Origin of the sequence: Devosia enhydra (genome assembly GCF_900119845.1) — a bacterium.
GTDB lineage: Bacteria > Pseudomonadota > Alphaproteobacteria > Rhizobiales > Devosiaceae > FPKU01.
In genome coordinates this window covers 927700-953106 of the sequence record NZ_FPKU01000002.1, presented here as the reverse complement: position 1 = coordinate 953106, position 25407 = coordinate 927700, and the positions used below count along the sequence as shown (strand labels likewise).

At 66.7% G+C, this 25407-nt stretch carries 25 protein-coding genes and 1 tRNA gene; 10 read left to right on the top strand and 16 right to left on the bottom strand.

Going from position 1 to position 25407, the window contains the following annotated elements:
- From BT183_RS13665 to BT183_RS13655, 3 genes are all read left to right on the top strand, one after another.
- Positions 1-1008, top strand: a complete 1008-nt coding sequence (locus tag BT183_RS13665; protein ID WP_210185487.1) for a Gfo/Idh/MocA family protein — start codon at positions 1-3, stop codon at positions 1006-1008.
- Between the two features lie 77 nt (positions 1009-1085).
- Positions 1086-2096 (top strand): SDR family oxidoreductase, encoded by a 1011-nt coding sequence (locus BT183_RS13660; protein WP_072344041.1) that lies wholly within the window; start codon positions 1086-1088, stop codon positions 2094-2096.
- A 145-nt stretch (positions 2097-2241) separates the two neighbouring features.
- A tRNA-Ala gene (locus BT183_RS13655) sits at positions 2242-2317 on the top strand.
- 105 nt (positions 2318-2422) lie between these two features.
- Here BT183_RS13655 and BT183_RS13650 read toward each other — a convergent pair.
- Positions 2423-3100, bottom strand: a complete 678-nt coding sequence (locus BT183_RS13650) for a spermidine synthase (protein WP_072344038.1) — start codon at positions 3098-3100, stop codon at positions 2423-2425.
- 77 nt (positions 3101-3177) lie between these two features.
- Positions 3178-3390, bottom strand: coding sequence for a cold-shock protein (locus tag BT183_RS13645; protein ID WP_072344035.1), 213 nt, complete (start codon positions 3388-3390; stop codon positions 3178-3180).
- A gap of 309 nt (positions 3391-3699) precedes the next feature.
- On the opposite strand from BT183_RS13645, the gene BT183_RS13640 reads away from it, so the two are divergent.
- A complete protein-coding gene (locus BT183_RS13640; RefSeq protein WP_072344032.1) occupies positions 3700-5199 on the top strand; it encodes an amidohydrolase family protein in 1500 nt (499 codons plus the stop codon).
- A gap of 105 nt (positions 5200-5304) precedes the next feature.
- Here BT183_RS13640 and BT183_RS13635 read toward each other — a convergent pair whose 3' ends face one another.
- The gene (locus tag BT183_RS13635) at positions 5305-5901 is read right to left on the bottom strand and encodes a DUF1349 domain-containing protein (protein WP_244545333.1); all 597 of its coding nucleotides are present in this window, start codon (positions 5899-5901) and stop codon (positions 5305-5307) included.
- Positions 5902-6016: 115 nt separating this feature from the next.
- On the opposite strand from BT183_RS13635, the gene recQ reads away from it, so the two are divergent.
- Positions 6017-7813 carry a DNA helicase RecQ gene (recQ, locus tag BT183_RS13630; RefSeq protein WP_072344030.1) on the top strand — a complete coding sequence of 599 codons (1797 nt, stop codon included), beginning with the start codon at positions 6017-6019 and terminating at the stop codon, positions 7811-7813.
- A 34-nt stretch (positions 7814-7847) separates the two neighbouring features.
- On the opposite strand, the gene BT183_RS13625 is transcribed toward recQ, so the two are convergent.
- Complete coding sequence (locus BT183_RS13625) at positions 7848-8078, bottom strand: BrnA antitoxin family protein (protein WP_072344027.1); 231 nt, start codon at positions 8076-8078, stop codon at positions 7848-7850.
- A gap of 165 nt (positions 8079-8243) precedes the next feature.
- Positions 8244-8540, bottom strand: a complete 297-nt coding sequence (locus tag BT183_RS13620; RefSeq protein WP_072344024.1) for a PRC-barrel domain-containing protein — start codon at positions 8538-8540, stop codon at positions 8244-8246.
- A 113-nt stretch (positions 8541-8653) separates the two neighbouring features.
- Between BT183_RS13620 and BT183_RS13615 the strand changes: the two genes are divergently transcribed.
- Both BT183_RS13615 and rpsU read left to right on the top strand, forming a co-directional pair.
- Positions 8654-8887, top strand: a complete 234-nt coding sequence (locus BT183_RS13615; protein WP_072344021.1) for a hypothetical protein — start codon at positions 8654-8656, stop codon at positions 8885-8887.
- A 172-nt stretch (positions 8888-9059) separates the two neighbouring features.
- Positions 9060-9338, top strand: coding sequence for a 30S ribosomal protein S21 (gene rpsU / locus BT183_RS13610; protein ID WP_072344018.1), 279 nt, complete (start codon positions 9060-9062; stop codon positions 9336-9338).
- A gap of 93 nt (positions 9339-9431) precedes the next feature.
- On the opposite strand, the gene BT183_RS13605 is transcribed toward rpsU, so the two are convergent.
- The gene (locus tag BT183_RS13605) at positions 9432-10823 is read right to left on the bottom strand and encodes an FAD-dependent oxidoreductase (protein ID WP_072344015.1); all 1392 of its coding nucleotides are present in this window, start codon (positions 10821-10823) and stop codon (positions 9432-9434) included.
- Positions 10820-12235, bottom strand: coding sequence for a dihydropyrimidinase (gene hydA, locus BT183_RS13600; protein WP_072344012.1), 1416 nt, complete (start codon positions 12233-12235; stop codon positions 10820-10822). Before hydA ends, BT183_RS13605 begins: the two co-directional genes overlap by 4 nt.
- Before the next feature lie 311 nt (positions 12236-12546).
- Here hydA and BT183_RS13595 point away from each other — a divergent pair, with 311 nt between their 5' ends.
- Complete coding sequence (locus BT183_RS13595) at positions 12547-13488, top strand: dihydrodipicolinate synthase family protein (RefSeq protein WP_072344009.1); 942 nt, start codon at positions 12547-12549, stop codon at positions 13486-13488.
- The gene (locus BT183_RS13590; RefSeq protein WP_072344006.1) at positions 13485-14144 is read left to right on the top strand and encodes a GntR family transcriptional regulator; all 660 of its coding nucleotides are present in this window, start codon (positions 13485-13487) and stop codon (positions 14142-14144) included. Before BT183_RS13595 ends, BT183_RS13590 begins: the two co-directional genes overlap by 4 nt.
- 33 nt (positions 14145-14177) lie before the next feature.
- On the opposite strand, the gene BT183_RS13585 is transcribed toward BT183_RS13590, so the two are convergent.
- From BT183_RS13585 to BT183_RS13550, 8 genes are all read right to left on the bottom strand, one after another.
- A complete protein-coding gene (locus BT183_RS13585; protein WP_072344003.1) occupies positions 14178-15179 on the bottom strand; it encodes an ABC transporter ATP-binding protein in 1002 nt (333 codons plus the stop codon).
- A complete protein-coding gene (locus BT183_RS13580) occupies positions 15169-16179 on the bottom strand; it encodes an ABC transporter ATP-binding protein (RefSeq protein ID WP_072344000.1) in 1011 nt (336 codons plus the stop codon). The genes BT183_RS13585 and BT183_RS13580 overlap by 11 nt, the downstream gene beginning before the upstream one ends.
- A 24-nt stretch (positions 16180-16203) precedes the next feature.
- Positions 16204-17109: a succinylglutamate desuccinylase/aspartoacylase family protein gene (locus BT183_RS13575; RefSeq protein ID WP_177282533.1), complete on the bottom strand. Its 906-nt coding sequence runs from the start codon at positions 17107-17109 to the stop codon at positions 16204-16206.
- Positions 17110-17135: 26 nt separating this feature from the next.
- Positions 17136-18212 carry a branched-chain amino acid ABC transporter substrate-binding protein gene (locus tag BT183_RS13570; protein WP_072343994.1) on the bottom strand — a complete coding sequence of 359 codons (1077 nt, stop codon included), beginning with the start codon at positions 18210-18212 and terminating at the stop codon, positions 17136-17138.
- Positions 18213-18247: 35 nt separating this feature from the next.
- Entirely contained in the window at positions 18248-19150 is a 903-nt protein-coding gene (locus BT183_RS13565; RefSeq protein WP_072343991.1) for an ABC transporter permease, read from the bottom strand.
- Positions 19143-20066 (bottom strand): ABC transporter permease, encoded by a 924-nt coding sequence (locus BT183_RS13560; protein ID WP_072343988.1) that lies wholly within the window; start codon positions 20064-20066, stop codon positions 19143-19145. Before BT183_RS13560 ends, BT183_RS13565 begins: the two co-directional genes overlap by 8 nt.
- 95 nt (positions 20067-20161) lie before the next feature.
- Positions 20162-21799 (bottom strand): ABC transporter substrate-binding protein, encoded by a 1638-nt coding sequence (locus tag BT183_RS13555; protein WP_072343985.1) that lies wholly within the window; start codon positions 21797-21799, stop codon positions 20162-20164.
- Positions 21800-22022: 223 nt separating this feature from the next.
- Positions 22023-22928, bottom strand: coding sequence for a LysR family transcriptional regulator (locus BT183_RS13550; RefSeq protein WP_072343982.1), 906 nt, complete (start codon positions 22926-22928; stop codon positions 22023-22025).
- A gap of 114 nt (positions 22929-23042) precedes the next feature.
- Here BT183_RS13550 and BT183_RS13545 point away from each other — a divergent pair, with 114 nt between their 5' ends.
- On the top strand, positions 23043-24539 hold the full coding sequence (locus BT183_RS13545) for an NADP-dependent isocitrate dehydrogenase (protein WP_072343979.1): 1497 nt from the start codon (positions 23043-23045) through the stop codon (positions 24537-24539).
- Between the two features lie 51 nt (positions 24540-24590).
- Here BT183_RS13545 and BT183_RS13540 read toward each other — a convergent pair whose 3' ends face one another.
- Positions 24591-25331 (bottom strand): glucosamine-6-phosphate deaminase, encoded by a 741-nt coding sequence (locus tag BT183_RS13540; protein WP_072343976.1) that lies wholly within the window; start codon positions 25329-25331, stop codon positions 24591-24593.
- Between the last annotated feature and the right edge of the window lie 76 nt (positions 25332-25407).

The following is a 25407-nucleotide window of genomic DNA, read 5'->3' as shown; positions in this document are numbered from 1 at the left end:
ATGACCGCCCAGCGCAAGCTCAGATGGGGCATCGTATCCACCGCCAAGATCGGGCTCACCAAGGTGATCCCCGGCATCCGCAAATCCCCCTCCTCCGAGATCGTGGCGATCGCCTCGCGCGATCTGCCGCGCGCCGAGGCCGCGGCCCGCCAGATGGGCATCCCCAGGGCCTATGGCAGCTATGAGGAGCTGTTCGCCGATCCCGAGATCGACGCCATCTACAATCCGCTCCCCAATCACCTGCATGTGCCCATCACGCTGGCTGCCGCCCGTGCCGGCAAGCATGTGCTGTGCGAAAAGCCGGTTGCCCTCGATGCCGCCGAGGCCGCGCAGCTGCGCGAGGCGCCGCGCGACCGCCTGATCTACGAAGCCTTCATGGTGCGCTTCCACCCGCAATGGATCCGGGCCCGCGAGATCGTGCGCTCGGGCGAGCTGGGCGAAGTGCGGGCCATCCGCGTCGTCTTCGCCTATCGCAACATGGACCCCGCCAATGTCCGCAACCAGGCCGATATCGGGGGTGGCGGGCTCATGGATATCGGCTGCTACGCCATCATCTCGGGCCGCTTCCTCTTTGAGGCTGAGCCCTCGCGCGTCGTGACGCTGATGGATCGCGATCCTGCTTTCGGCACCGACCGGCTGACCAGCGCGCTCGCCGATTTCGGCCAGGACCGCCAGCTCGTCTTCACCTGCTCCACCCAACTTGTGCCGCAGCAGCGCGTCGAGGTGCTGGGCACCAACGGCCGGCTTGAGATCGCCATTCCCTTCAATGCGCTGCCCGACACGCCCAGCGCGATCACCATCGATACCGGTGCGAGCCTCGATGGCACGCTGGCCCGTCGCGAGATCATCCGTGCCTGCGATCAGTACACCGAGCAGGCCGAGGCCTTCGCTCAGGCGGTGTTCAGCGGCAGATCGCTCGAATGGGGCGTCGAGGATGCCATCGCCAACATGAAGGTCATCGACGCGATCTTCCGCAGCGAAAAGAGCGGCGGCTGGGAAACCGTCTGATCCCCTAGCCCGGCCCGCATTGAACCGGCGGCGCGCGATCCATATCTCCAGGGTGAAAACCCTCAAGGAGACATGACATGGCCGATCGCGTGCTGCTTACCGGCATATCCGGCTTCATCGGCGGACATGTGGCGCTCGCTGCGCTCAAGGCGGGCTACGAGGTGCGCGGCAGCATTCGCGACATCGGCAAGGCCGACAAGGTGCGCGAGACCCTTGCCGGCCATGGCGCCGATCTCGGGCGGCTCGACTTCGTGGCGCTCGACCTTTTGGCCGACAAAGGCTGGGCCGATGCGGCGAGGGATTGCCGCTTCGTGCTCCACACCGCCTCGCCCTTCGTCATCGCCCCGCCAAAGGATCGCGACACGCTGATCCGCCCGGCCGTCGAGGGCACCGAACGGGCCCTCCGGGCCGCCATCGCCGCCGATGTCGAGCGGATCGTGCTGACCTCCTCGGTTGCCGCCGTAGGCTATGGCCATCCTCCCGGCGACCGCACCTTCACCGATGCCGACTGGACGGTGCTGGGCCAGCCCGACGTCACCGCCTATACCGAATCCAAGACGCGGGCCGAGCGCCGCGCCTGGGAGATCGTGGACGCGGCCGGCTGGCATGATCGCCTCGCCACCATCAACCCCGCCCTCGTGCTCGGCCCCCTGCTCGACGAGGATCCGGGCACCTCAGCCACGCTCGTCAAGAGCATAGTCGAGGGCAAGGTGCCCGCCCTGCCGCGCCTTTCCTTCGGCATCGTCGATGTCCGCGACGTCGCCGAGGCCCATGTCCGCGCCCTGACGGCGCCCGATGCCGGGGGCCGCCGCTTCCTCATGAGCGAGCGGACCCTGTTCCTCGCCGAAGTGGCCGAGATCATCCGCGCACGCGTTCCCGACCGCGCCGGTCGCGTCCCGCGCCTGCCCCTGCCCGACTGGGCCATGCGCATCTTCGCCCTCTTCGACCAGAGCGCCCGTGGCGTGGTCGAGGATCTGGGCCACAAGCGCAGTTTCGCTTCGGCTCCGGCCGAGGCGCTGCTGGGGCATAGGCTGATCGCGGCCCCGGATTCGGTGGTCGAAACCGTCCGCACCCTGCCGGCCCGATAGGGCGGCGCTGCGCGCAACGCGCGCGAGCATCAGCCGGCCGGGCGGTTTGCGGTGCCCGTCCGGCTCTCGTGGACCGAGAGCAAAAAAGCTGAAAAAAACGCTAGGCTTGGCGTCCGCTATTGGGTATATGCGCTGCATTCGGAGCGGGGCTGTAGCTCAGTTGGGAGAGCGCGTCGTTCGCAATGACGAGGTCAGCGGTTCGATCCCGCTCAGCTCCACCATCTCCGAATAGCGCCTTGGGCGCGTCAGAAGACCATCACTTCAAATCGGTAATGTCTCTTGAGCGCGCTGCATGTCGTGCGGCGCATTGTGGGCGCGTTTGCGGCCTAGACCCTAGCCTTTTCGCCCAGCCAGATGATGTGGCGGGCGCCGCGTCCGCCTGAGCGGGCCCGCGTTCGCACCTCCTCGGTCAGGAAGCCGGCCGCCTGCATGCGGCGGGTGAAGCTGGGGCTGGGGCCCGAGGACCAGACCGCGAGGATGCCGCCGGGGGTGAGGGCGGCACGGCTCGCCTTGAGACCGCGTGCATCATAGAGCCGATCGTTCTCGGCCCGGCTCACACCCTCGGGACCGTTGTCGACATCGAGAAGAATGGCGTCATAGCCCGGCGCCCTGGCGATGAGGCTGCCGACATCGCCGGCGATGATGCTGACGCGGGGGTCTGAGAGGCAGGTGCCGAAGACCGGCGCGAGCGGCCCTTTGGCCCAGGCGATCACTTCGGGCACCAGTTCGGCAACGACGATGCTGGCATCTGCGCCAAAGGCCGCAAGCGCGGCGCGCAGGGTGAAGCCCATGCCCAGCCCGCCGATGAGGATGCGCGGATGGGGTCGCCCGGCCAGCCGGCCGGCAGCAAGCTGGGCCAGCGCCTCTTCGGAACCGCTGAGCCGGCTGTTCATCAGCTCGTTGGTGCCCAGCATGATGGAGAATTCGTCGCCGCGCTGCATCAGCCGCAGCTGGTCTGACCCGCCCGGAACAGCGGCGGTATCGAGGCGCACCCAGGGGTTCATCGATCACCCGGAGAACGGCGCCCGGGGTCCGGACGCCGCGAAAGCGTGTGAGGCGCCCGCAAGAGCGCCTCGAACGATCAATCCAGCAGCTTCAGATTGGTCGCCGATTCCTTGCCGTCGCGGCCGGTCTCGAGCTCGTACTCGACCTTGTCGTTCTCATAGAGACCGTCGAGGCCCGAACGCTGCACGGCCGAGATATGCACGAAGGCATCCTTGCCGCCGGTCTCGGGGGAAATGAAGCCGAAGCCCTTGGTGGTGTTGAAGAACTTGACGGTGCCTTTGATAGCCATTGGGTAGTCCTTTGATGCTCAAGCGAGCGGTTTCCCCGCCTGCGACATGCAGGCAGGCTTGACGTTCGCAAAGTAGAGCCTGGGAGCCGAATGACTTCGACCGCAGCCAACCTGGCTGCAAACGTGTGGCCGCACAATAATCGATACCGGAAAAGCTGCAAGTCCCCGAGAGCGCAAGCGGCACAGGATAAGGCCTTTGGAGGGCCAAAATCCCGTGACCGCCCCCCGCGCGAGCCCGTTGCGCCGGTTCGCGTGCTTTGCCACAGTGCGCCTCAAATGTGCCGCAGGGCCCCGGGAGAGCGTGGACGAATGCAGCAGCCGGTCGATCTCATCATATCGGGCGGCCATGTGCTGACCCTCGATGCCGCGCGGCCCGAGCTGCCGGATGGCGCAATCGCTGTCGCCGGCGGGCGGATCGTGGCGCTGGGCGAGAGCGCCGACATCCTCGCCCGATTTGTGGCGCGCGAAACCATAGACGCGACCGGCACCGCCGTGCTCCCCGGCCTCGTGGATGCCTATGCCCATGCCGGGCACGGCATGATGCGCGGGCTCTTTCACCCGGTCAACGGCGCCCCCGGCCATCTCTACTGGAGCGCCACGACGCCCAACTGGTGGCGCGCCGATGCCGAGCTTGCGGCGCTCGAAAGGCTGAAGGCGGGGGTCACCACCGGGCAGACCATCGTCGGCGCCACCCCGGCACGCGCCGACCATCCCGTCTTTGCCGATGTGACGGCGAAGGCCTATGTCGAAGCGGGCTTGCGCCTCGTGCTGGGCATCGGCCCGCCCGACCCGATCTTCCCGCATCTGCCCGAGCCCTTTGCCGCGAGCCTTTGGGAGGATGGGCGGCTGGTCCGGCGGCCGTTTTCGACCGAAGACACGCTGCGCGTTTCCGCCGATGTCATCACCCGCTGGCACGGCGCCGGCGATGGCCGCATCCTCGCGGCGCTGGCCCCGCCTTATCTCTTTGGCCGGCACGTGCCGCATCGGCGCATCGCCAACCGCATGCCCGATGCGTCCGACGCCCCGGTGATCCTCGCCCATGCCCGGGCGATGCGGGCGATGGCGCGCGAGCTGGGCGTCATCATCCACACCCACATGTTCAAGGGCTCGGTCGCCTATATGCTCGACCAGTTCGGCCGCGCCGAGGTCGACAGCCTCCTCGAAGGCGGCGGGCTGGTGGTTGCCCATGCCAACGGGCTCGCTCCGGCAGAGATCGAAGTGCTGGGCGCCCATGGGGTGGGCATAGCGACGGTCGCCTTCACCCACGAAAACCTCTGGTATGGCATGGCGCCCATCCCCGCCCTGCGCGAAGCCGGCTGCGCCATCGCTATCACCACGGACGGGGCGGCGACCTATACCCCCTACGATCTCTGGCGCGAGCCGGCGCGGGCCGCCTGGAACCAGTGGCTGGCCGCCGATACCCAGGCCATCCTGCCGCCCGAAACGCTGATCGGCATGATGACCATCGAGGCGGCGGAGGTTCTGGGCATGGCCGATGAGATCGGTTCGCTCGAGATCGGCAAGCGGGCCGACCTCATCTGCGTCGATCTCCGCACGCCCCATATCGGGGCGGTCCATGATGTGGCGCAGTCGCTCGTGCTCTATGCCACCGCCGCCGATGTGCGCGACGTCATCGTCGATGGCGAAATCCTCATGCGTAACCGGCAGCCGCTCCGCATTAACGAGGCGGCCGTACTGGCCAATGCCCGCGCCGAAGCGGAGGCGATGGCCGCGGCGCAGGACCTCAAGCCCTATCGCCGCGCCGAAGCCTGGTCGCGTCCGACGCGCTGGCCGTCACCGCCGGCCTGAGCCCTGGAGCGTTTCGAGGCGAAGTGGATACCGGTTCGCCACCCGGAAACGCGACCAAACAATGATTGGGAGCCTTGCGCCGTTTCAAGGAACCGGTGAAAGGCTCTAGTCGGCCGGCGTCTCGTCATGGAGCGCCTCGGCCACGGCCGGGCCGAGCGTGAACTGGCTGAACACCGCCTCGAACCCGGCGCGTTGCGGCGAACAGGCCATCGGCCCGATGGCGAGCGGCCCCCCGGCCTCGAAATCGGCGACGCGCAGCAATTGCCAGCGATTGCGGGCGTTGCGGAATTGCACGATCACCGCCTCGCCCTTCCGGGTCAGCCTGATCTTTTGCGCACCATCGGCCTCGGGCACCGCGCAGGTCGACCAGTCGGAGCGCGTGCGCGTCACCACCACCGACATGTTCAGCAGCCCATCCGAAAATTCGATGCCGGCCTTGATCCAGTGGCCCTCGCCTGCCCGCAGCATCAGCCCGGCCTGGTCATAAAGGGTTTCGTAGGCCCCCGAAAACGTCGCGGTGGCGGTGAAGTCGCCTTCAACGGGCAAGAGGAGCGCATGGCCGCTGTCGCGGTGGAAGCCATAAAGCGTCCCCTGCCAGAAATCGGTCTGATCCGCCGTCGTCAGCCGCAATCGGTCCTCTTCGAACGACCAGTGCGGCGGCGGATTGAGCCACTCGGCCGATTTCAAACGGGCATCGATCACGCTGTCTCTCCCTGCCACAGTCCACCGCGCGCATCGGCCACACGGACCGAAAGGGCGATCGCGGTGGATCAACCTGCTATGAAGTGACCTTGCCTGATTCGCCCCTTCCGGCCTCATGACCGATACCGCCCTCCACATCCTCAAATCCGTCTTCGGCTACGACGCGTTCAGGGGGCTGCAGGGCCAGGTCGTCGATCACGTCATTTCCGGTGGCAATGCCTTCGTGCTGATGCCCACGGGCGGCGGAAAATCCTTGTGCTACCAGATCCCGGCGCTTGCCCGGCCCGGCATGGGGCTGGTGGTCTCCCCGCTCCTGGCCTTGATGGCCGATCAGGTCGCCGCCCTGCGTCAGGCGGGTGTGAAGGCCGCGGCCCTCAATTCCGACCTGCCGGCCGAGGAGCGCAGCGCGCTCTGGCGCGACATCTATTCGGGCGGGCTCGACCTGCTCTATGTCGCCCCCGAGACGCTGCTGCGCCCCGAGGTGCTCGATCGGCTGGCGCGCGCCAGCCTTTCGCTCATCGCCATCGACGAGGCGCACTGCCTCTCCCAATGGGGCCATGATTTCCGCCCCTCCTATCGCCAGCTCGACGCGCTGGTCGCGCGGTTCCCCGATACGCCCCGCATCGCCCTTACCGCCACCGCCGACGAGCCGACCCGCGCCGAGATCCTCGCCCATCTCGATATCGATGCCGCCGATGCCTTCGTGGCGGGCTTCGATCGCCCCAATATCCGCTATGCCATTGCCGAAAAGGACAATCCGCGCGCCCAACTCAAGGCATTCCTCAAGGACCATGAGGGCGAAAGCGGCATCGTCTACTGCCTCTCCAAGCGCAAGACCGAGGAGATCGCCGCCTGGCTCTGCGATCAGGGGCACGATGCGCTCTGCTATCATGCCGGCATGGAAAAGGCCGATCGCGAGGCCAACCAGCTTCGCTTCCAGCGCGGCGAGGCGGTGATCATGGTGGCGACCATCGCCTTCGGCATGGGCATCGACAAGCCCGATGTCCGTTTCGTGGTCCATGTCGATCTGCCCGGCAGCATCGAGGCGTTCTATCAGGAGACCGGCCGCGCCGGGCGCGATGGGCTCTCCTCGGAAACCCTCATGCTCTACGGCGCCGAGGACATCGCGCTGCGCAGCCGCTTCATCGAGGAATCCGGGGCGCCCGACGAGCGCAAGCGCATGGAGCGGCAAAAGCTCGATGCGCTGGTGGGTCTTGCCGAAACCGCCGGCTGCCGCCGACAGGCGCTGCTCGCCTATTTCGGCGACAGCTGCGCGCCCTGCGGCAATTGCGATACCTGCGCCGAGCCGCCTGGCGTCTTTGATGGCGTTGTCGCCGCCCAGAAACTCCTCTCGGCCATCTATCGCACCGGGGAACGCTATGGGCAGGCCCATGTGGTCGATGTGCTCTTGGGCGAAAAGACCGACCGCATCGTCGCGCTCGGCCATGACAAGGTTTCGACCTTCGGCATCGGGGCCGAGCATGACAAGCGCACCTGGCGCGCCATCCTGCGCCAGCTCATCGCGCTGCGGCTCGTGACAGTGGACATCATGGGCCATGGCGGACTTTCGATCTCGCCCTCGGGCTGGACCTTCCTGCGCGACAAGCCCGAGCTGATGCTGCGCGTGCCCCCGCCCCGGCGGGCCCGACGCGACCGCGGCGCCGCAGGCATCCATCCCGAACTGGCCGAAACCGACCGCGACCTGTTCCAGGCCCTGCGCCAGAAGCGCTCGGAGCTGGCGCGGGCGCAGAACCTGCCGCCCTATGTCATCTTCCACGACAAGACGCTGATCGAGCTCGCCGCACGGCGCCCGGCGTCACGGGCCGAGATGGCGCGCGTGCCCGGCATCGGCGAGGCCAAGCTCGATCGCTACGGCCCGGCCTTCCTCGCCGTCATTTCGAGCCAGCCCTAGAGCATCCGGTAATAGCGCGGGCCCGCTCCCCGCCTCAATCAAGCCCCGCCGCCTTGCGCAGGGCAGCGTTGATGCGCTCCTGCCAGCCGGGCCCATCCTCCTGGAAAAAGTCGAGCACGGCCCGGTCGAGCTTGAGCGAGACCTGTTCGGCCGGCCCCGGCACAGGACGCGCCTTGGGAGCCTCGGCCGGCTTTGTGGTTGCGGCCTTGAACAGGGCTTCCGCCTTGTCGATCGAACTCATGGGGCGGCGCGGCGGAGAGGCCATGGCGGGCTCGCAGGGCTGGGGAAAGGATGGCGGAGACAATCACGGATCGCCCCCTTCTGCCAAGCGGGTGGCAGGCCCGCCCTTGAAACGCAAAAAGGGCCGACCCGGTGGGGTCGACCCTTCCATTCCACTCGCCTCAAGCCGCTGAGCGACTTAGGCGCGCGATCAGTGGTGATGCTCGGGCATCGCCTTGAGGCTGTCCTTGGTCCAGGCGGTCACGGCGTGAACATCGCCATCCTCGTCACGCATGAATTCGAGATCGCGGACCGGTACGGCCACCGGCTTGGCACCGATGCCGAGGAACCCGCCGACATCGATGACGATCTGGCTGTTGGCGCCAATTCCGTGAAGATGCGAGACTTTGCCGACCTTGTGATCGTCCGCGCCATAGATCGTCGCGCCTTCGAGCACATCAGGGGTCAGTTCCGTCGGGGAAAGTCGCACATGGTTCGAATGATCCATTGCTGGTCTCCTTTTGCTGTTGCGTTGCACTGTTAACGCGCGCCTCCCGTCAATGTTCCGAGTCTTGATCCCGAGGCGCTGGCATGTCGGGGCGGAGAGGGTTAGTATGGGGCATGAACAATGGAACACAGACAGCGCTCGAACGCGCATTCGAACTGGCCCGATCGGGCCGATGCAAGGGCATGGACGATATCCGCAGCGCCCTTGCGACCGAGGGCTATGCACAGGCCCAGATCACCGGCTACAGCCTTTCCAAGCAGTTGCGCGCCCTCATGAAGGCGGCGAGCCCGCCCGAGGCGCATCCGGCTCCGGTATCGTCCGGAGCCTTGCAGGACGGGGCTGACTAAAGCCCCAACCCCGGTTCGCCGGGTTCATGCCTCGATGCAGCGCGTCCTGCACCGGGGATCGCCGGGACCGATGGTAGCCTTTAGGCTGCCCCGGACCGTTTCCAGGAGTGTCACCCGACCCTCTGCCGGTCGCTGCGCAAGCGGTGGGCCGGATCGTCAGTTAGGACAGTTTTTGCAGGTTTCAGTTCGCGACAACAATGTCGACCAAGCCCTCCGTGTGTTGAAAAAGCGCCTCCAACGCGAAGGCGTCTTCCGCGAGATGCGTCTGCGGAAGTATTACGAGAAGCCCTCCGAAAAGCGGGCCCGCCAGGCCGCCGAAGCCGTGCGCCGCTCGCGCAAGGCGGCCCGCAAGCAGGCCGTTCGCGAAGGCCTGTTGCCCGCTCCCAAGCGTCGCGAACCCGGTGCCGGCGGCGGTCGCCCCGCAGCGGCCGCCCGTCCGTCGGCGGGCTGAGCCCCAGGCCCTTGGTTGCCAAGGGCCGAAGCGCCCGGGTGCCCGCATCGGGCGCCCGTCCGGCCTCCGTGAGGTGATGGGCGAGAACCGCCCTCAGCCGCGCTCTTGAGCCGGCGCCTGCCCCCCGGCGGGGATATCGAGCAGTCGCGTCACCGCCCCGGCGGCGGCCTCTCCGCTGGCGATGGCCGCTTCCATGTTGGGAAATTCGAGATAATCGCCGGCGAGCGCCACGCGCCCGAACGGCGTCGTCAGCGCGCTCTGGTGACGCGCCCGGCCCGGCGCTGCGTAAGGCGCGCCGGCCGCCCATTTCTGTACGGTGATCTCGGCGATCCGGCCGCGCAGTTCAGGGAATGCGGCGACAAGATCCTGCCCGAAGCGCCTTTCGATCTCCGCCTCGGGCTGGTCGAGCAGCCCCTGCGCGCCACGCGCACCACGAAACAGCATCAGGCTGCCACCCGGCCGTCGCGGACCCTCCCGCAACGATGTCGCCATGTTGAACATCACGCTGAAGCTGCGGTCCGGCGTCGCCGTGGCATAGACCCCGTCCCAGGGCATCGGCGCGGTCTCTGTCGTCAGCACGCCGGCGGTGACAAAAGCGCCATAGCGGATGGCATCGAGGCCCTCGGCGACAGGCGTCGGCAGGTCCTTGACGATCCTGCGTGATACGAAGGCCGGCGTCGCGACGATCGCCGCCCGCGCCCTCACCCGCCCGGGCGCCCCGGTGCTGTCGCGATAATCGATCACAACGCCATCGGGCGCTTGGGTCACGCCGGTCACCGTTACGCCCAGCCGAAGGCGATCGCCCAGCCGCGCGGCCAGCCGCTGCGGCAGCAGCGCCGATCCGCCCAGCACATGCCGCCCCGGCGCGTGCCGGCTCCAGACATTGCCGAACGAGCGCAGGCCATGGCCCGCCGCCATCTCGTCGGGATCGGCGCCATTGCGCTCGGTGATCGCCGCGAGAAGGGCACGGATGCGCGGCGGCAGAGCCCCGAGATAGGCTGCAAGCGTGCGCCCGTTCTCGATACCGATCAGCCGCGCGGTGCGCTCGGACTCGCTCTCGCCGGGCTGCGACCGCATCTGCCGCGCCACCCGATCCGACCCCAGCCGCAGCTTGAGCCCCATCCGGATGAAGGCCAGCCGCTCGCTTGGGGTGAGCGGCAGCAGGAAGGGATAGAATTCGGCTGGCGTATCGAGCAGTCGCCGGCCGCCGTAGGCCATGCCCATCAGCCGCCCCAGGATCGGGCGGGCTTCGGTGCCGGTTTCAGTAAGCAGCCGTCCGACCCCGCTTTCGGGGCCACCGAACATATGGGCGCCGAAATTGAGCCAGTACTCGCCGCGCGGTTCGGAGAGCAGGCGCCCGCCGGCGCGCGTTTCCGCTTCAAACACGAGGATGGAGCGGCCCTCCAGCGCCCGCGCCGCCGCAAGCCCGGCCATGCCGGCCCCGATGATGGCGACATCGACGCGTTCGGGCAGGCCTGCGCTCATCGTCCAGCCTTCACGCCCTGCTCCATCCCGCTCACCGGTCGCAGCACATGCCCGCCCGCCGGACGGCCGACGAGTTCGCCATCCCGCACTACCACCTGCCCGCGCAGGATCGTGGTTTCCGGCCAGCCGGTCACTTCGAGCCCCTCATAAGGGGTGTAATCGGTGCCGTGATGGAGCTTGTCCTGCCCGATCACCACTGTCTTGTCCGGGTCCCAGATGGCGATATCGGCATCCGCCCCGATGGCGATGGTGCCCTTGTTCCTGAGCCCGTAGATGCGCGCCGGATTGGTCGCGGTCAGCGCCACGAAGCGGTTGATGTCGATCCGCCCTTTCTTCACTCCTTCGGAAAAGAGGATCGGCAGCCGCGTCTCGATGCCGGGAATGCCATTGGGAATCCAGCGGAAGCTGCGCTTGCCATCCGGGGTCAGCTTGCCGGTCTCGTCGAACCGGTAGGGGCAGTGGTCGGAGGAAAACACATCGAACGTGCCATCGATCAGCCCCTGCCAGCAGGCCTCCTGCGCGGTGCGGTCGCGCGGGGGTGGGCTGCAGACATATTTGCTGCCCTCCATGCCCTCACGGTCGAGGTCCCCCTCCTCCAGCACCAGATATTGCGGGCAGGTCTCGGCGAGCACCTTGACGCCGCGCCCCCGAGCCCGCGCGATTTCGTCGATCACCTCGCCCCCCGAGACATGCACGATCATCACCGGCACGTCCGAAAGCTCGGCGAGCGTCGCGGCGCGGTGGGTCGCCTCGCGCTCCACCGGCTCGGGGCGCGAAATGGCGTGGAATTTCGGCCCGAAGCCGCCGCCCGCTTCGAGCTGCTCTGTGTTGAAGCGGATGGCATCGAAGCCTTCGGCATGCACCATCACCAGCGCCCCGGTCTTGCGGGCCACCTTCATCACCCCGAGGATCTCGTAGTCCGAGAGCACCATGTCGGCATAGGTCATGAACACCTTGAGCGAGGAATAGCCCTCGGCCACCAGCGCCGGCAGGTCCTGTCCCAGCACCTGCTCGGTCGGGTCGGTGACGATGAGGTGGAAGCTCGTATCGGTGTAGCAGGCGCCCTCGGCACGGGCGTGATAGTCCTTGAGCGCCTCGCGCAGGCTCTGTCCGCGCTTCTGCACGCAGAAAGGCATCACCGTGGTGTTGCCGCCAAAGGCCGCCGAGCGCGTGCCCGTCTCGAAATCATCGCCCATCACGATACCCGGCGCGCCATCCTGGGCCAGATGCACATGCGCATCGATGCCTCCGGGCAACACCAGCCGGCCGCTGGCATCGATGGTTTCCCGAGCCCCCGAAAGCTGGCCCAGCGCCACAATGCGCCCGTTCCTGATGCCGATATCGGCTGAAAAGCTGTCCGCCGCCGTCGCGATGCGGCCTTTGGCGATGATGAGATCGAATTCGGGCTGCATGATGCACCTCCTGCGCCAGACCGTCTACAAACTGCATACGAAGCCTGCCGACGAATTTCAAGCGCGCCCGCATGTCCAATCCGAACCACAAGACCGTGCGCAAGCGCGGCTTTGCGTCGCGACACCCGCAGAACCATAGGCTCACCCGGCATTTTCGCCGAAACGAGACGATGGCCGATCAGCCGGTCACCCGGGGCTCAGCGCGCCATCTGGTCTACAGTGGAAACACAATCCATAGGCTTTTCATATACAGATTGCTTGAGAAGCTGGCGCGCTATGGCTAGATTGGGGCACTTGCGCGGAGCATTGCGTTGTCCATCGACCCGACCTTCTTCCACGGCATCTATGCCGCGACCCTCACCCCCTTCGCAGCCGATGGCGAAATCGACGAGACCCTGCTCCGCGCCCATTTCCGGCAGGTCATGGCGGTCGAGGGCATGCGCGGGGTGCTCTGCAATGGGCATGCGGGGGAAAATTTCCTGCTCTCGCGCCCCGAGATGCAGCGCGTCACGACGCTGGCGCGCACGGAATTGGGCCCGAACGGCGTCGTCGCCTCCGGCGTCGTGGCCGAAGCCACCCGCGACGCCGTGGCCATTGCGCGCGATGCCGAAGCCGCCGGGGCCGATGCGGTGGTGGTCTTCCCACCCTTTTCCTGGGCCCTCTCCAACGACATCGAGATGATCGTGCACCACCACCGGGCGGTGCAGGAAGCGGTGGCGATCCCGCTCTTTCTCTACATGACCAGCGTCAAGGCGGGGCGCATGAATTACCCCCCGGAGGTCATCGAGGCGCTGCTCGAAATCCCCAACGTGGTGGGGATCAAGGAGGGCAGCTGGGAGGTCAACGCCTATGAGCGCACCCGCGTGCTGGTCGGAGCCAAGGCGCCGCAGGTCGCTGTCATGGCCTCGGGCGATTGCGGCATGTATCCGAGCTTCCTGCTCGGCACGGCCGGCAGCATGGTGAGCCTTGCGACCATTGCCGGGCGCGAGATCGTCGGGCTCTACCGCGCCGTGGCGGCGGGCGACCATGCGACGGCCCAGGCGCTGCATCAGAGGTTGCAGCCGCTGGCCATTGCGGTCTACGAGAAGACACCCACCGCCTACGCCACCGCGCGGCTCAAGATCGCCATGCAGCTTTTGGGATACTGGCCGCAGGCGGCGACGCGACAGCCGATCGGCCCGCTGCCGGCATCCGAGGTGGATGCCATGCGCCGGGCGCTCGAAGCGGCGGGACTGATGGAGCAGGCCCTATGACCGATGCCGACCTGGCCCTGGCACGCAACGCCCCCAATCTTTCCGACCAGGCCTATGGCCAGTTGAGCGGCATGATCCTGCAGCGCGAGCTGACCGCGGGCACCTTCGTGGTCGAGGAACGGCTCGCCGAGCATCTCAACATCTCGCGCACCCCCATGCGCGAAGCCATCCTGCGGCTTGCGGCCGAAGGCCTGCTCGTCAAGAAGGGCAGCCGGTCCTATGCCGTGCGCACGGTGACGGCAGCGCAGTTCTTCCAGAGCCACAAGGTGCGCGAATGGCTAGAGCCCGAGGCGGTGGAGCTCGCCATCGGCAACATCCCCCTCGCCCGCCTCGAGGAGATGCGCCAGCGCATCACCGTGCTCGCCGGGGCCGAATTGCAGGAGCGCGCCCATTGGGAGGTCGATGACCAGTTGCACCTGATGTTCGCCGACGCATCGGGCAACACCGTTCTGGCCGGCATCATCCGCCAGACGCGTGTCACCACCCGGCTTTTCGAGGTCTCCAACCCGCTGCGCCGGGTGCGCAAGGATGGTGAGGAGCACCTCGCCGTGATCGATGCGGCCATCGAAGGCGACGTCAAGGGCGCCCGCCGCGCCATGCAGCGCCACATCCGCAATCTCGTCGCCGATACCATGACGATCCTCAGCGGGCTCTGAGGCCCGCCTGAGGTCTGGCCAAACGCTGCCCCCTCAGTCGAGCAGATGGCAGGCGGCGAGCGTCGGCCCGTGCGCGACAAGCGGCGGGGCAATCTCGTGGCAGCGCGCCATCACATGCGGGCAGCGGGTGGAAAAGCTGCATCCCTTCGGCGGATTGGCCGGGTTGGGCGGATCGCCTTCGAGTACGATCTCGCTTGAATCGTCGATGGCCGGATCGGGCACCGGCACGGCGGAAAGCAACGCCCGCGTATAGGGATGCTGGGGGCTCGCAAACAGCGTGTCGCGATCGGCAAGTTCGACGATCTTGCCCAGATACATCACCGCCACGCGGTCGCTGATATGCCGCACCATCGAGAGATCGTGCGAGATGAAGATCAGCGCCAGGTCGAGCCGATCCTGCAAGGATTGCAGGAGGTTGATGACCTGCGCCTGGATCGAGACGTCGAGCGCCGAGATCGGCTCGTCGCACACCACAACCCGCGGATTGAGCGCCAGCGCCCGCGCGATCCCGATGCGCTGGCGCTGCCCGCCCGAAAATTCATGCGGATAGCGATCGGCAAAGGCCGGGTTGAGCTCGACGAGCCCGAGCAACTCCTCCACCCGCGCGCGTCGCTCGCGCGCCGTAAACCCGCCATGCACCAGCATGGGCTCGGCCACGATGCTGGCCACCGTCATGCGCGGATCGAGCGAGGCATAGGGATCCTGGAAGATCATCTGGATCGTGCGGCGCTTGGCCATCATGGCCTTGCGCCCCAGCGTGCCGATCTCCTCGCCCTCGAGCCAGATCCGCCCTTCGGTGGGTTCGTAAAGCCTGAGCAGCGTGCGCCCGAGCGTCGATTTTCCGCACCCCGATTCGCCGACGATACCGAGCGTCTCGCCCTGGCGCAGATCGAACGAAACCCCGTCGACGGCGCGGATGGTGCCCACCCGGCGCCTCAGGATCCCCCCCGAAGTCACGGGGAAATGCATCTTGAGCCCTTCGACCCTGAGGATCGCTTCGGCCGAGCGAGTGGCGGAGACGGCGTCAATGGACATGCGGGGCTCCCTCGATCTCGTCCTTGCGCCAGCACGCCACCCGATCGCGATCGGTGGGGCCCACCTGTTCGAGCGGGGGTGGCGCCTCGCGGCAGAGCGGCAGCGCGTAGCGGCAGCGCGGCGCGAAGGCGCAGCCCACGGGGGGCCGCACCAGGTTGGGCGGCTGCCCGCCAATGGCCTGCAACTTGCTCCCCGGCCCGGCATCGAGCCGGGGCAGCGAGCCCAGAAGGCCCATGGAATAGGGATGGCGCGGACGGGCATAAAACTGCGACACGGCCGCATCCTCCACGATGGTGCCGGCATACATCACCACCACGCGCTCGGCGAGGCGGGCGACCACCCCCAGATCATGGGTGATCCAGATGACCGACATGCCCATCTTCTGGCGCAGCCGCTTCACCAGCCGCAGGATCTGCGCCTGGATGGTCACGTCGAGCGCGGTCGTCGGTTCGTCGGCGATGAGCAAAGCCGGCTCGCAGGCCAGCGCCATGGCGATCATAACGCGCTGGCGCATGCCGCCCGAGAACTGGTGCGGAAACTGCTTGAGCCGCCGGGCCGGGTCGGGGATGCCCACCAGCCCCAGAAGCTCTTCGGCGCGCTTGCGGGCGGCCTCGCGATCGAGCTTCTGGTGCACCCGCACCGCCTCGCCGATCTGGAAGCCCACCGTCAGCACCGGATTGAGCGATGACATGGGATCCTGGAAGATCATCCCGATCTCATTGCCATTGAGCTTTCGCATCGCCTTGCGGTCGAGCTTCAGCAGGTCCTGCCCCTTGAACAGCACCTCGCCCCCGGCGATGCGGGCGGGCGGAGAGGGCAGCAGGCCGAGCATCGACATCATCGAAACGCTCTTGCCGCTGCCGCTCTCGCCCACCACCGCGATGGTTTCGCCGGGCTCGACCCGATAGGAGATGCCGTTGACCGCATGCACGGTGCCCTCGGCCGTGTCGAAACGCGTGCAGAGGTTCCTGACCTCGAGCAGCGATGCGTGCGGTGCCATCTCAGCCTCTCCCGGTCCTGGGGCTCACTTGATCACGCCGAGCCAGAGCAGGAAGCCGCCCTGCTTGACCGGCATGCCCCAGTTCATGTTCATCACCTTGGCGGCGGCCGGCGCCTTCACTTCCTGGATCAGACGACCGAAATAGTCGCGCACCACGCCCAGATGCTCGCCCTCGGCGACATCCTTGCCGATCGTGGTTTCGGGAAAGAAGATGCCGTCCTCATCCGCCGTCAGCCAGTAGCGGTCGCCGATCTCGCGCGGCGCCGGCTTGCCCGAAGGCTGCCCCTCGAGGAAGCCGAAGGTCTTGAGCACGTTGACGATGCCGTCATACATGATGCCCTTGTCGTCGCGGCTGCCGCGCTCGCCCACTTCCGGGGTGATCTCGGGAATGCGCAGCCGGTCCGACATGCTCTTTTTGGGCCATAGCCACCAGGCCGGCCGCACGCCGGTCTCGGGCGGCTCGCCGCGATATTGCGAAAAGCTCACATAGGGCACCCCGAACGCGTCAGCCATGGCGCGCGCCTTGGCATCAAGCTCGGGGTCGCCCAGGAGCCGGCAGATCACATAGGGCTCCATGCCCTCGCTGAATTCCCCGCCATGGCAGTTGATGAGGAGATCGCTGCCGGTCGCCAGTTCCTCCATCATCTCGAGGATGGGCGGATGGGTGGGGGCGAACTGCTCCCAGTTGAGGAAGGACTGGTCGTTGGTCGAAAGCGCGATCACGATCGTGCCGCTCACATCGGCCGGCGTCAGGGTGCGATAGAGCTTCTGCGCCGCTTCCAGCCCGTCATATTCGGTGCCGTGCTGGCCGGCGAAGATCGTCACCCGCCCGCCCGGCCGGTCGCCGACGATCGTGCCCACCGGGATGCGATGCTCGACCCCGTCGGCACCCGTCCGCCTCATGAACGTGCCGTTCTTGCTGCCACTCATGGCGCTGTTTCCTTCCTGTATCATGGTCATGCGAGGTCGCGGATCGCGCCCAGATAATTGCGGATGCCGTCCTTGCAGTAATAAAGCCCGATCTCGGGATCCGAGAGGTCGCCTTCGGGGGTGAAGCTGATGGCCCCGAGCGCGCCCGAAAAACTGCGATCCGCCTGCAAGGCCGCAAGCAGCGCCGCGCGATCAGGCTTGCCCGCCGCCGTCAGCCCCTTGAGCAGAATGCCGGCCGCGTCATAGGCCTCGGCCGCATATTGCGGGGCCACCAGCAGCATCGGATGGCGCAGCGCGAAGCGCTCGAAAAAGCTCCGTGCCTCGGGCTTGATGCGCATGTCGATGCCGGCAAGGCTGTGGTGGGGCGGATTGGGATCAACGCTCGGCACTTCGAGAAAGGCATAGGGCTTGAGCGCATCCGAGCCCAGGAACTGCGCTTTGCAGCCGCGCTCGCGCAGCATGTGCGTGATGATGTGCGCCTTGTTCCAGTAGACGGCGAAATAGATGAGGTCCGGCTCGGCCGCGAGCGTGCGCTCGACCAGATCTGAGAAATCGAGCCCCATCTCCTTTTCGGTGAAGAAGTCCGCCAGCACGATCTCGCCGCCCAGCCGCTCGACCTCGGCGGCGAAGATCTCGGCGATCGGCCGGCCCCAGCCCGAGCCATCCGAAAGCGCCGCGATCTTCTTGCCCTTGAGATAGTTGACCGCTGCCCGCGCCAGCTGGCGGCCCTGCACCTCGTCATTGGCGACGGTGCGGAAGAAATTGGTGTAGCCGCGCGAAGTGAGGATCGGGCTCGAGGCCTCCGAGGAGACCTGCGCCAGCCCAGCCGCGTTGTAGATATCCTGGGTGGCGATCGCCATGTCCGAATTGATCGGCCCGAGCATGGCTACCGCGAGGGGATCGTCGGCAAAGCCCTGCGCCGCCGCGCGGGCCTTGTCGCGGTCGCGGTAATCGATCACCGGCACCAGCTGCACCGTGAGGGGCAGGTCGGTCGCCGCGTTGAAATCCTCGATCGCCATTTCGGCGGCCAGGAACCCCGTCACCTTGCGGACATCGGGGTCAGGCAGCTGGAAGCCGATGCGGGCGATGGTCTTGGTAGTCATGTCTCCTCCGGGAGTGGTCATGTCGAGGGGGCGCTTCAGCGCCGGAGCTTGGGGTCGAGCGCATCGCGCAATCCGTCGCCCAGCAGATTGGCGCCGAGCACGGTGAGCATGATGGCGATGCCGGGAAACCAGATCAGCCAAGGCGCCATCTGGATATAGTCGCGCCCCACATTGACGAGATTGCCCCATTCGGGGATCGGCGGCTGCGCCCCGAGCCCGAGAAACCCGAGCGCCGCCGCCGAAAGAATGGCGTTGCCGATGCTCAGGGTCACGAGCACGATGATCGAGGGCATGATGTTGGGCACCACGTGCCGCGCCATGATGAAGAACGAGCCGGCCCCGATGCTGCGGCTCGCCAGCACATAGTCGCGCGCCCGCTCGGCATAGACGGCGCTGCGCACGAGCCGGGCAAAGAGCGTGAATTCGCCCAGGCCCACCGCCAGCATCACCACCGGCAGCGAGGTGCCGAACATGGCGGCGATGACCATGGCGAGCAGCAGGCCGGGGAACGACATGAAGGTGTCGATGAGCATCACCACCGCCGCATCGATGCGGCCGCCGAAATAGCCGCCCAGCAGCCCCACCGCCATGCCGATGACGAGCGCGATCAGCACCGCCCCGATCCCGACGGCCATCGAGATGCGCGTGCCATGGATAACCCGGCTCAGCATGTCGCGACCCAGAACGTCGGTGCCGAACCAGTGCGTGCCATTGGGCGGGGAGAGGAAGGCGCGGGTCTGCGCGATCGGGTCATAGGGCGCCAGCACATCGGCGAAGACGGCCACGAACACGAGGAAGCTGATGATCACCAGCCCGATGATGGCGCCCTTATTGCGCAGGAAATTCCGCCGCACGATGTCGAATTCGGTAGTGCGGCGACGTTCGGGCGCGGGCACCAAAGGCGCGGCGGGGGGCGCTTGCGAGATCTCTTCAGTCATAGGCGATCCTCGGATCGACAAGGGCGTTGACGATGTCCACCACGAGGTTGACCGAGGTGTAGATAAGCGCGGCGATGAGCACGATGGCCTGCAGCACGGGGAAATCCATCTGCCGGATCGCGTCGACCGCCATGGTGCCGAGCCCGGGCCGCGCAAACACCGTCTCGGTGATCACCGTGCCGCCCAGAAGCCAGCTCGTCTGCACCCCGATGAGGGTGAAGACCGGGATGAAGGCGTTGCGCAGCGCGTGGATCGCCACCACCCGGTTTTCGAGCACGCCCTTGGCGCGCGCCGTGGTGATGTAGTCCTCGCGCAAAACCTGCAGCACGCTCGAGCGGGTCAGCCGCGCAACCATGCAGGCCGATTGCAGCCCCAGCACCACCGCAGGCAGCACGAGGGAATGAAAGCTCGCCCCCTGCGACACGGGGAACCAGCGCAGTTGAACGGAGAAATAAAGGAGGGCGAGGAGCCCGCTCCAGAACAGCGGCATCGCCACCCCGATCGAGGCCACCACCATCACCAGCGTGTCGATCCAGCTGTTCTGCCGGATCGCGGCGATGACACCGAGCGCGATGCCCACGACGATGGTGACGAACATCGCCGCCATGGCCAGTTCCAGGGTGCGCGGCAGAACCGAGAGCACCATGTCGGCCACCGGGCGCTTCGAGACGATCGATGTGCCGAAATCGCCCTGGAAGACGCGGGTGACCCATTGCAGGTAGCGCACCGGCGCCGGCTGATCGAGCCCGAGCGTCTCGCGCGCCGTCGCCATGTTCTCGGCCGTCATGTACTGGCCGGCAAACATGTGCAGCACCGGGTCGCCGGGCAGCATCTCCACCATCGAGAAGACGAGGATGCTGACGAGCACGACGACGGGCACCGAGCGCAGGAGACGCCGCAGGATATAGGCCGTCATCGCAATTCCCCTCGACTTGGTCGTGGCGCCTGAGGCAGGCAGGCGCCGGCAGAAAAGCCGCCCCGCCAAATGACGGGGCGGCATGAGTTCAGCGCTTACTGCGCGCTCAGGAAGGCGTCGTTGAACATGGCATGGCCGGCATTGTTGTATTTCACCCCTTCGAGCCGGTTGGTCATGATGTAGGTGGTGAAGCCCGCCGAGATCGGCACGCCCAGATAGTTCTCGCCGATGATCTTCTGGGCGGCGATGAACTTCTCCTTGCGCTCCTCGAAGGTGGCGGCGTTGTCGCCGGCATCGAGCAGGGCATCCAGTTCGGTGGAATTGTCGGGCGAGGCCTTCTGGAAATAGGTGAAGCCCATGCCGTAGCGGCCCTCACGCGGGGTTTCGCGCGAGTTGAACATCACGCCCAGCACCGAGGCGGTGGGCAGCGGCATGTCGAAATTGATCATGTGGTGGCCCTCGTTCATCGCCACCACCGACTGGTCATCCCAAGGGCGGACATTGATGTTGACCCTTATGCCCACGGCGGCGAGGTCGGACTGGATCGATTCCGCCACGATCACCGAGGGATTGCCCTCGCGATTGCCGAAGATGAAGAGGTCGATGGCCACCGGGTTGCCGCCCTCTTCCACGATGCCGTCGCCATTGGTGTCGGCAAAGCCCGCCTCGGCGAGCAGCGCCTTGGCTTCATCGGGGGCGAAATAGATGAGGCTCGGGGCTTCGGGCCAGAATTCGGGGGTCGCAGGCGCCAGCGTGCTGTAGAGCGGCTCGCGCTGGCCGAGATAGGCGGCCATGTTGATCTTTTCGCGGTCGATGGCGAGGTTGATCGCCTTGCGCACCGCCACCTGGTCGGTCGGCCATTTGGCGGTGTTGAACACGAAGGAATAGGGCATGCCCGTCTGCGGGATCTTGACCATCTCGTAGTCGGGATTGCTGCCGAGCCGCACCTGCGCGGCAAAGCCGGGATCCTTGATGATGTCGCAGTCGCCGGCCTCGAGGCAGGCGGTGCGCGTCGCCTGGTCGGCGATGAACTTCACCTCGAGCGCATCGATATAGGGCGCGCCGGGATGGTCGAAGAGATCCGAGCCCCAGTTGTAGTCGGCATTGCGCTCGAACCGCACATGGCTCTGGGGCACCCATTCCACGAACTTGAACGGGCCGGCCCCGACGGGGCGCAGGTTCATGTCCTTGCCGATAGCGTCCCACGCCGCATTGGAGGGGATCGCGGTCACGTCGAGCATGCCGATATAGTGGGCGAAGGTGCCCATCGGCTTGTCGAACTTGATCACCACGGTCTGGTCGTCGACGATGTCGGTGCCGGTGTAGCCGGCCATGTATTGTGTACCGTTCGAACAGCAATTGGCCGGATCGAAGAGACGGTCGAAATGCGCCTTCACCGACGCCGCGTTGAACGGGGTGCCGTCGTGGAAGATCACGCCGGTCTTGAGCTTTACCGTATACTGGCTGGCATCGGCATTGGCCTCCCAGCTCTCGGCCAAGGCGCCATGGGGCGCATTCGAGGTGTCCTGCACCACGAGGCTGTCATGCACATGGATCGCCGCCTCCGAGAAGCGCCGATGCGCCGTCACCGGGTCCATGCCGCGGGATTCCTCGGCAAAGGCGAAGCGCACGATGCCGCCTTCCACCGGGGTTGCAGCCTCCTGCGCCATCACCGGCAGGCTCAATGCAAAGGTTCCGGCCAACAGGCCAAGCGCCATCTTCTTCACTACCATTCGTGTGCCCTCCAGGGTCGCGATCTGACAACAGACGCTCGAAGCGCTTGGCCGCACCGCCTCGCACCAGGCTTCGTCGCATGGCTTTCGTATACAGTCCATATACTGGACGGACTCGACCACACGAGATTGTCTTTGTCAATCCGCATGCAGATAGGCACGCTGCCCACCTATTGGGCAGCGCTCTGCAAAACGGCAGCGAGAGGGAAAAGGCCGGCCGCGATCAGCCGGCCGGGCGCGCCGAAGCGAGCAACGTCGTCACCAGCGGATTGGCGAAGCGGCGCTTGAGCGTGATGGCAAAGAAGGTCTCGACGAGGTCGGGCAGTCGCGCGATCTCAACCAGAAGCCCGCTCTCGAGTTCGTCGCGCACCACGATGGGCGGTACCACCGCCAGCCCGGCATGCTCGCGCGCCATCAGGCGCAGCATGGCCATGTCGTCGGCCTCGACCACGATGGTGGGCCGGATGCCGAGCCGTTCGAGCAGCGCATCGAAGCTGCTGCGGATGCTGCTGTCGCTGGCGGGCAGGATGAGCGGATGATCCGCCAGAAGCGCGGGCAAATCCTGCGCCGTCGCCGCACGGCCACTCAACCCCGCGTCCCCGGCCTTGCCGACGAGGCTCACCGGCTGGTCGGCGATGCGGTGCGCCACCCATGGCGTTGCGGCATCGCGCGACAGCGCCGTGTTGGTGAGCACGATATCGAGCCGGTGCGCCTCGAGCGCCGCGATGAGATCGGCAAATCCGCCCGAGCGCAGGATGAGTTCCACATCGGCCCGCGCCAGCAACGGCTTGAGGAACCCCAGCTGGAAATTGCGCGAGAGCGTCGCGATCGCCCCCACCCGCAGAACCTGCCGCACCGCGCCGGGCCGCTGCGCCAGAGTATCGAGCAGTTCGGCGCCCGTCTTGAAGATCGTGTCGGCATAATCGAGCGCGATGCGCCCCGCCTCGGTCAGCACCAGTTGCCGCCCGAGCCGATCGAACAGCGGATGGCCGATCTGGTCCTCGAGCTTGGCGATCTGGATCGAGAGTGCCGATTGCGAGACGTTGAGCTTGGACGCCGCCCGGGTCAGGTTGCCCTCATGGGCCACGACCCAGAAATAGCGTAGATGGTTGTAGTTGAGCTGCGCCATCCCGACCTCCCGGCTGCCAACCCATCTATTTCATAGATCGGTTTTCAACAAACAATATATTTTACCTCAGCTCCGCGCATCGCCATGTTCCCGCCAACACGAAAGGGAACTGCCATGTACAAGCCCGATCCCACTGCCCTGCCGCCGTCGCACACCCCGCACATCCCCGCCTCCGGCACCCCTGTCACCGTCTCGTTCGGCGACGGCATCGGCCCGGAGATCATGCAGGCAAGCCTGCGCGTCATGCTGGCGGCGGGCGCGCATCTCGCCATCGAGCCGATCACCGTGGGCGAGAGCGTCTATCGCTCGGGCCATGCCGCCGGCATCACCGATGACGCCTGGGAGAGCCTGCGGCGCACGAAGGTCTTCTTCAAGGCCCCCATCACCACCCCGCAGGGCGGCGGCTACAAGAGCCTCAACGTCACCATCCGCAAGACGCTGGGGCTCTATGCCAATCTCCGGCCCACCGTCGCCTATCACCCGGTCGTCGCCACCCGGCATCCGGGGATGGATGTCGTCATCGTGCGGGAGAACGAGGAAGACCTCTATGGCGGCATCGAGCACCGGCAGACGCGCGATGTCTACCAGTGCCTCAAGCTCATCAGCCGGCCCGGCTGCGAGCGCATCGTGCGCTATGCCTTCGAATATGCCCGGGCCCATGGCCGGCACAAGGTGACGTGCCTGACCAAGGACAACATCATGAAGCTCACCGATGGGCTCTTCCACAAGGTGTTCGACGAGATCGCGCCGGCCTATCCCGAGATCACCGCCGAGCACATGATCATCGACATCGGCGCCGCCCGGCTCGCCGACAGCCCCGAGCGCTTCGACGTCATCGTCACGCCCAATCTTTATGGCGATATCCTCAGCGACATCGCCGCCGAGGTCGCCGGGTCGGTGGGGCTCGCGCCCTCGGCCAATATCGGCACGCACTGCGCCATGTTCGAGGCCGTGCATGGCAGCGCCCCGGATATCGCCGGGCAGGATATCGCCAACCCTTCCGGCCTGCTGCTCGCGGGGGTGATGATGCTGCGCCATATCGGCCAGGCCGAGGCGGCCGACCGCATCCACAATGCCTGGCTCGCAACCATCGAGGCCGGCATCCACACAGCCGACATCTTCAGCCCCGACCTCTCGGTGCAAAAGGTCGGCACCACCGCCTTTGCCGATGCGGTCATCGCCCGGCTGGGGACCCTGCCGACGCAACTGCCGGTTGCCCGGGCGGGCGCCATGCCCTCCCCGGCCGCCATGCCCGAAATGCCCCCGCGCGCCCCCGAGGAGAAGACGCTCGTCGGCGTCGACGTCTTCGTCGCCTTCGAGGGCAGCCCGGAGGCTCTGGCGGAGCGGATGAAATCGGCCATCACCGGCGGCTATGGGCTGCAGATGATCACCAATCGCGGCGTCAAGGTCTGGCCGCAGGGTCTGCCCGAGACCTTCTGCACCGATCACTGGCGGTGCCGCTACATGGCCGCGCCGGGCCGGCAGTTCAACCGCGCGATGATCGTCGACCTCCTGCGGCGGCTCTCCGCCGACGGCGTCGACTTCATCAAGACCGAGCACCTCTATCTCTTCGATGGCGTGCCCGGCTTCTCGCTCGGCCAGGGGCAGTAGCGGACCGAAAGGCGAAGCGGCGGCGCGCGACGGTCTCGCGCCGCACGCCGATCAGCGGCCGGCGAGCAGGCTCGCCGAGGCGGTATCGAGATGGACGCTCGCCGCCTTGTGGCCCTGGATGATCGAGGCCGGACAGGCCGGGCTCACCGGCCCCTCGATGGTGTTGCGCACCGCCTCGGCCTTGCGCCTGTCGCCCACCGAAAGCACGAGCCTTTCGGCGCGCATGATCTGGCGGATGCTCATCGACACAGCCTGCGCCGGCACGGAGCCAAGATCGGGGAACCAGCCCTCGTTGACCTGCTGCTGCCGGCAGGCCGCATCGAGGTCGACGACGAGATAGGGCGCCTCGGCCTCGAAATCGGCCGGCGGGTCGTTGAAGGCGAGGTGCCCGTTTTCCCCGATGCCGGCAAGGCAGAGATCGACGCGGCGGCCGGTCAGCAGCGTGTTGAGCCGGGCGATCTCGGCTGAAAGATCGGGGGCATTGCCCGCGATCATCGCGAAGTGTCCGAGCGTCGGCAGGCGCGCCACCACCCGCTCCCTCAGATAGCGCCGGAAGCTGGCGCGATGCTCGGGCGAAATGCCCACATATTCGTCCAAATGCACCCCGGACACGCGCGACCAGTCGATATCGGCCGCAACCAGCGCCTCGAGCGTGGCGAACTGGCTCGCCCCGGTGGCAAACACCACCAGCGCCTCGCCGTGGCGGGCAATGGCGGCCGAAATCACGTCCGCGGCCTCGGCGGCGGCGGCGCGGCCCAACTCGCCTGCGTCGGCATGAATATGAACGCGCATTCCCGCTTCCTCCGCGTCTCCGGCGCGCTCCGGCAGCGCCTCCGATGGTGGCGTCCCCTTAACGCTTTTCGACAGG

Excerpts from the sequence above, each read along its gene's own strand:
- BT183_RS13665 (WP_210185487.1), top strand. The coding sequence starts at position 1 with ATGACCGCCCAGCGCAAGCTCAGATGGGGCATCGTATCCACCGCCAAG.
- BT183_RS13660 (WP_072344041.1), top strand. The coding sequence starts at position 1,086 with ATGGCCGATCGCGTGCTGCTTACCGGCATATCCGGCTTCATCGGCGGA.
- BT183_RS13650 (WP_072344038.1), bottom strand. The coding sequence starts at position 3,100 with ATGAACCCCTGGGTGCGCCTCGATACCGCCGCTGTTCCGGGCGGGTCA.
- BT183_RS13645 (WP_072344035.1), bottom strand. The coding sequence starts at position 3,390 with ATGGCTATCAAAGGCACCGTCAAGTTCTTCAACACCACCAAGGGCTTC.
- BT183_RS13640 (WP_072344032.1), top strand. The coding sequence starts at position 3,700 with ATGCAGCAGCCGGTCGATCTCATCATATCGGGCGGCCATGTGCTGACC.
- recQ (WP_072344030.1), top strand. The coding sequence starts at position 6,017 with ATGACCGATACCGCCCTCCACATCCTCAAATCCGTCTTCGGCTACGAC.
- BT183_RS13625 (WP_072344027.1), bottom strand. The coding sequence starts at position 8,078 with ATGGCCTCTCCGCCGCGCCGCCCCATGAGTTCGATCGACAAGGCGGAA.
- BT183_RS13620 (WP_072344024.1), bottom strand. The coding sequence starts at position 8,540 with ATGGATCATTCGAACCATGTGCGACTTTCCCCGACGGAACTGACCCCT.
- BT183_RS13615 (WP_072344021.1), top strand. The coding sequence starts at position 8,654 with ATGAACAATGGAACACAGACAGCGCTCGAACGCGCATTCGAACTGGCC.
- BT183_RS13605 (WP_072344015.1), bottom strand. The coding sequence starts at position 10,823 with ATGAGCGCAGGCCTGCCCGAACGCGTCGATGTCGCCATCATCGGGGCC.
- hydA (WP_072344012.1), bottom strand. The coding sequence starts at position 12,235 with ATGCAGCCCGAATTCGATCTCATCATCGCCAAAGGCCGCATCGCGACG.
- BT183_RS13590 (WP_072344006.1), top strand. The coding sequence starts at position 13,485 with ATGACCGATGCCGACCTGGCCCTGGCACGCAACGCCCCCAATCTTTCC.
- BT183_RS13585 (WP_072344003.1), bottom strand. The coding sequence starts at position 15,179 with ATGTCCATTGACGCCGTCTCCGCCACTCGCTCGGCCGAAGCGATCCTC.
- BT183_RS13580 (WP_072344000.1), bottom strand. The coding sequence starts at position 16,179 with ATGGCACCGCACGCATCGCTGCTCGAGGTCAGGAACCTCTGCACGCGT.
- BT183_RS13575 (WP_177282533.1), bottom strand. The coding sequence starts at position 17,109 with ATGAGTGGCAGCAAGAACGGCACGTTCATGAGGCGGACGGGTGCCGAC.
- BT183_RS13570 (WP_072343994.1), bottom strand. The coding sequence starts at position 18,212 with ATGACTACCAAGACCATCGCCCGCATCGGCTTCCAGCTGCCTGACCCC.
- BT183_RS13565 (WP_072343991.1), bottom strand. The coding sequence starts at position 19,150 with ATGACTGAAGAGATCTCGCAAGCGCCCCCCGCCGCGCCTTTGGTGCCC.
- BT183_RS13560 (WP_072343988.1), bottom strand. The coding sequence starts at position 20,066 with ATGACGGCCTATATCCTGCGGCGTCTCCTGCGCTCGGTGCCCGTCGTC.
- BT183_RS13555 (WP_072343985.1), bottom strand. The coding sequence starts at position 21,799 with ATGGTAGTGAAGAAGATGGCGCTTGGCCTGTTGGCCGGAACCTTTGCA.
- BT183_RS13550 (WP_072343982.1), bottom strand. The coding sequence starts at position 22,928 with ATGGCGCAGCTCAACTACAACCATCTACGCTATTTCTGGGTCGTGGCC.
- BT183_RS13545 (WP_072343979.1), top strand. The coding sequence starts at position 23,043 with ATGTACAAGCCCGATCCCACTGCCCTGCCGCCGTCGCACACCCCGCAC.
- BT183_RS13540 (WP_072343976.1), bottom strand. The coding sequence starts at position 25,331 with ATGCGCGTTCATATTCATGCCGACGCAGGCGAGTTGGGCCGCGCCGCC.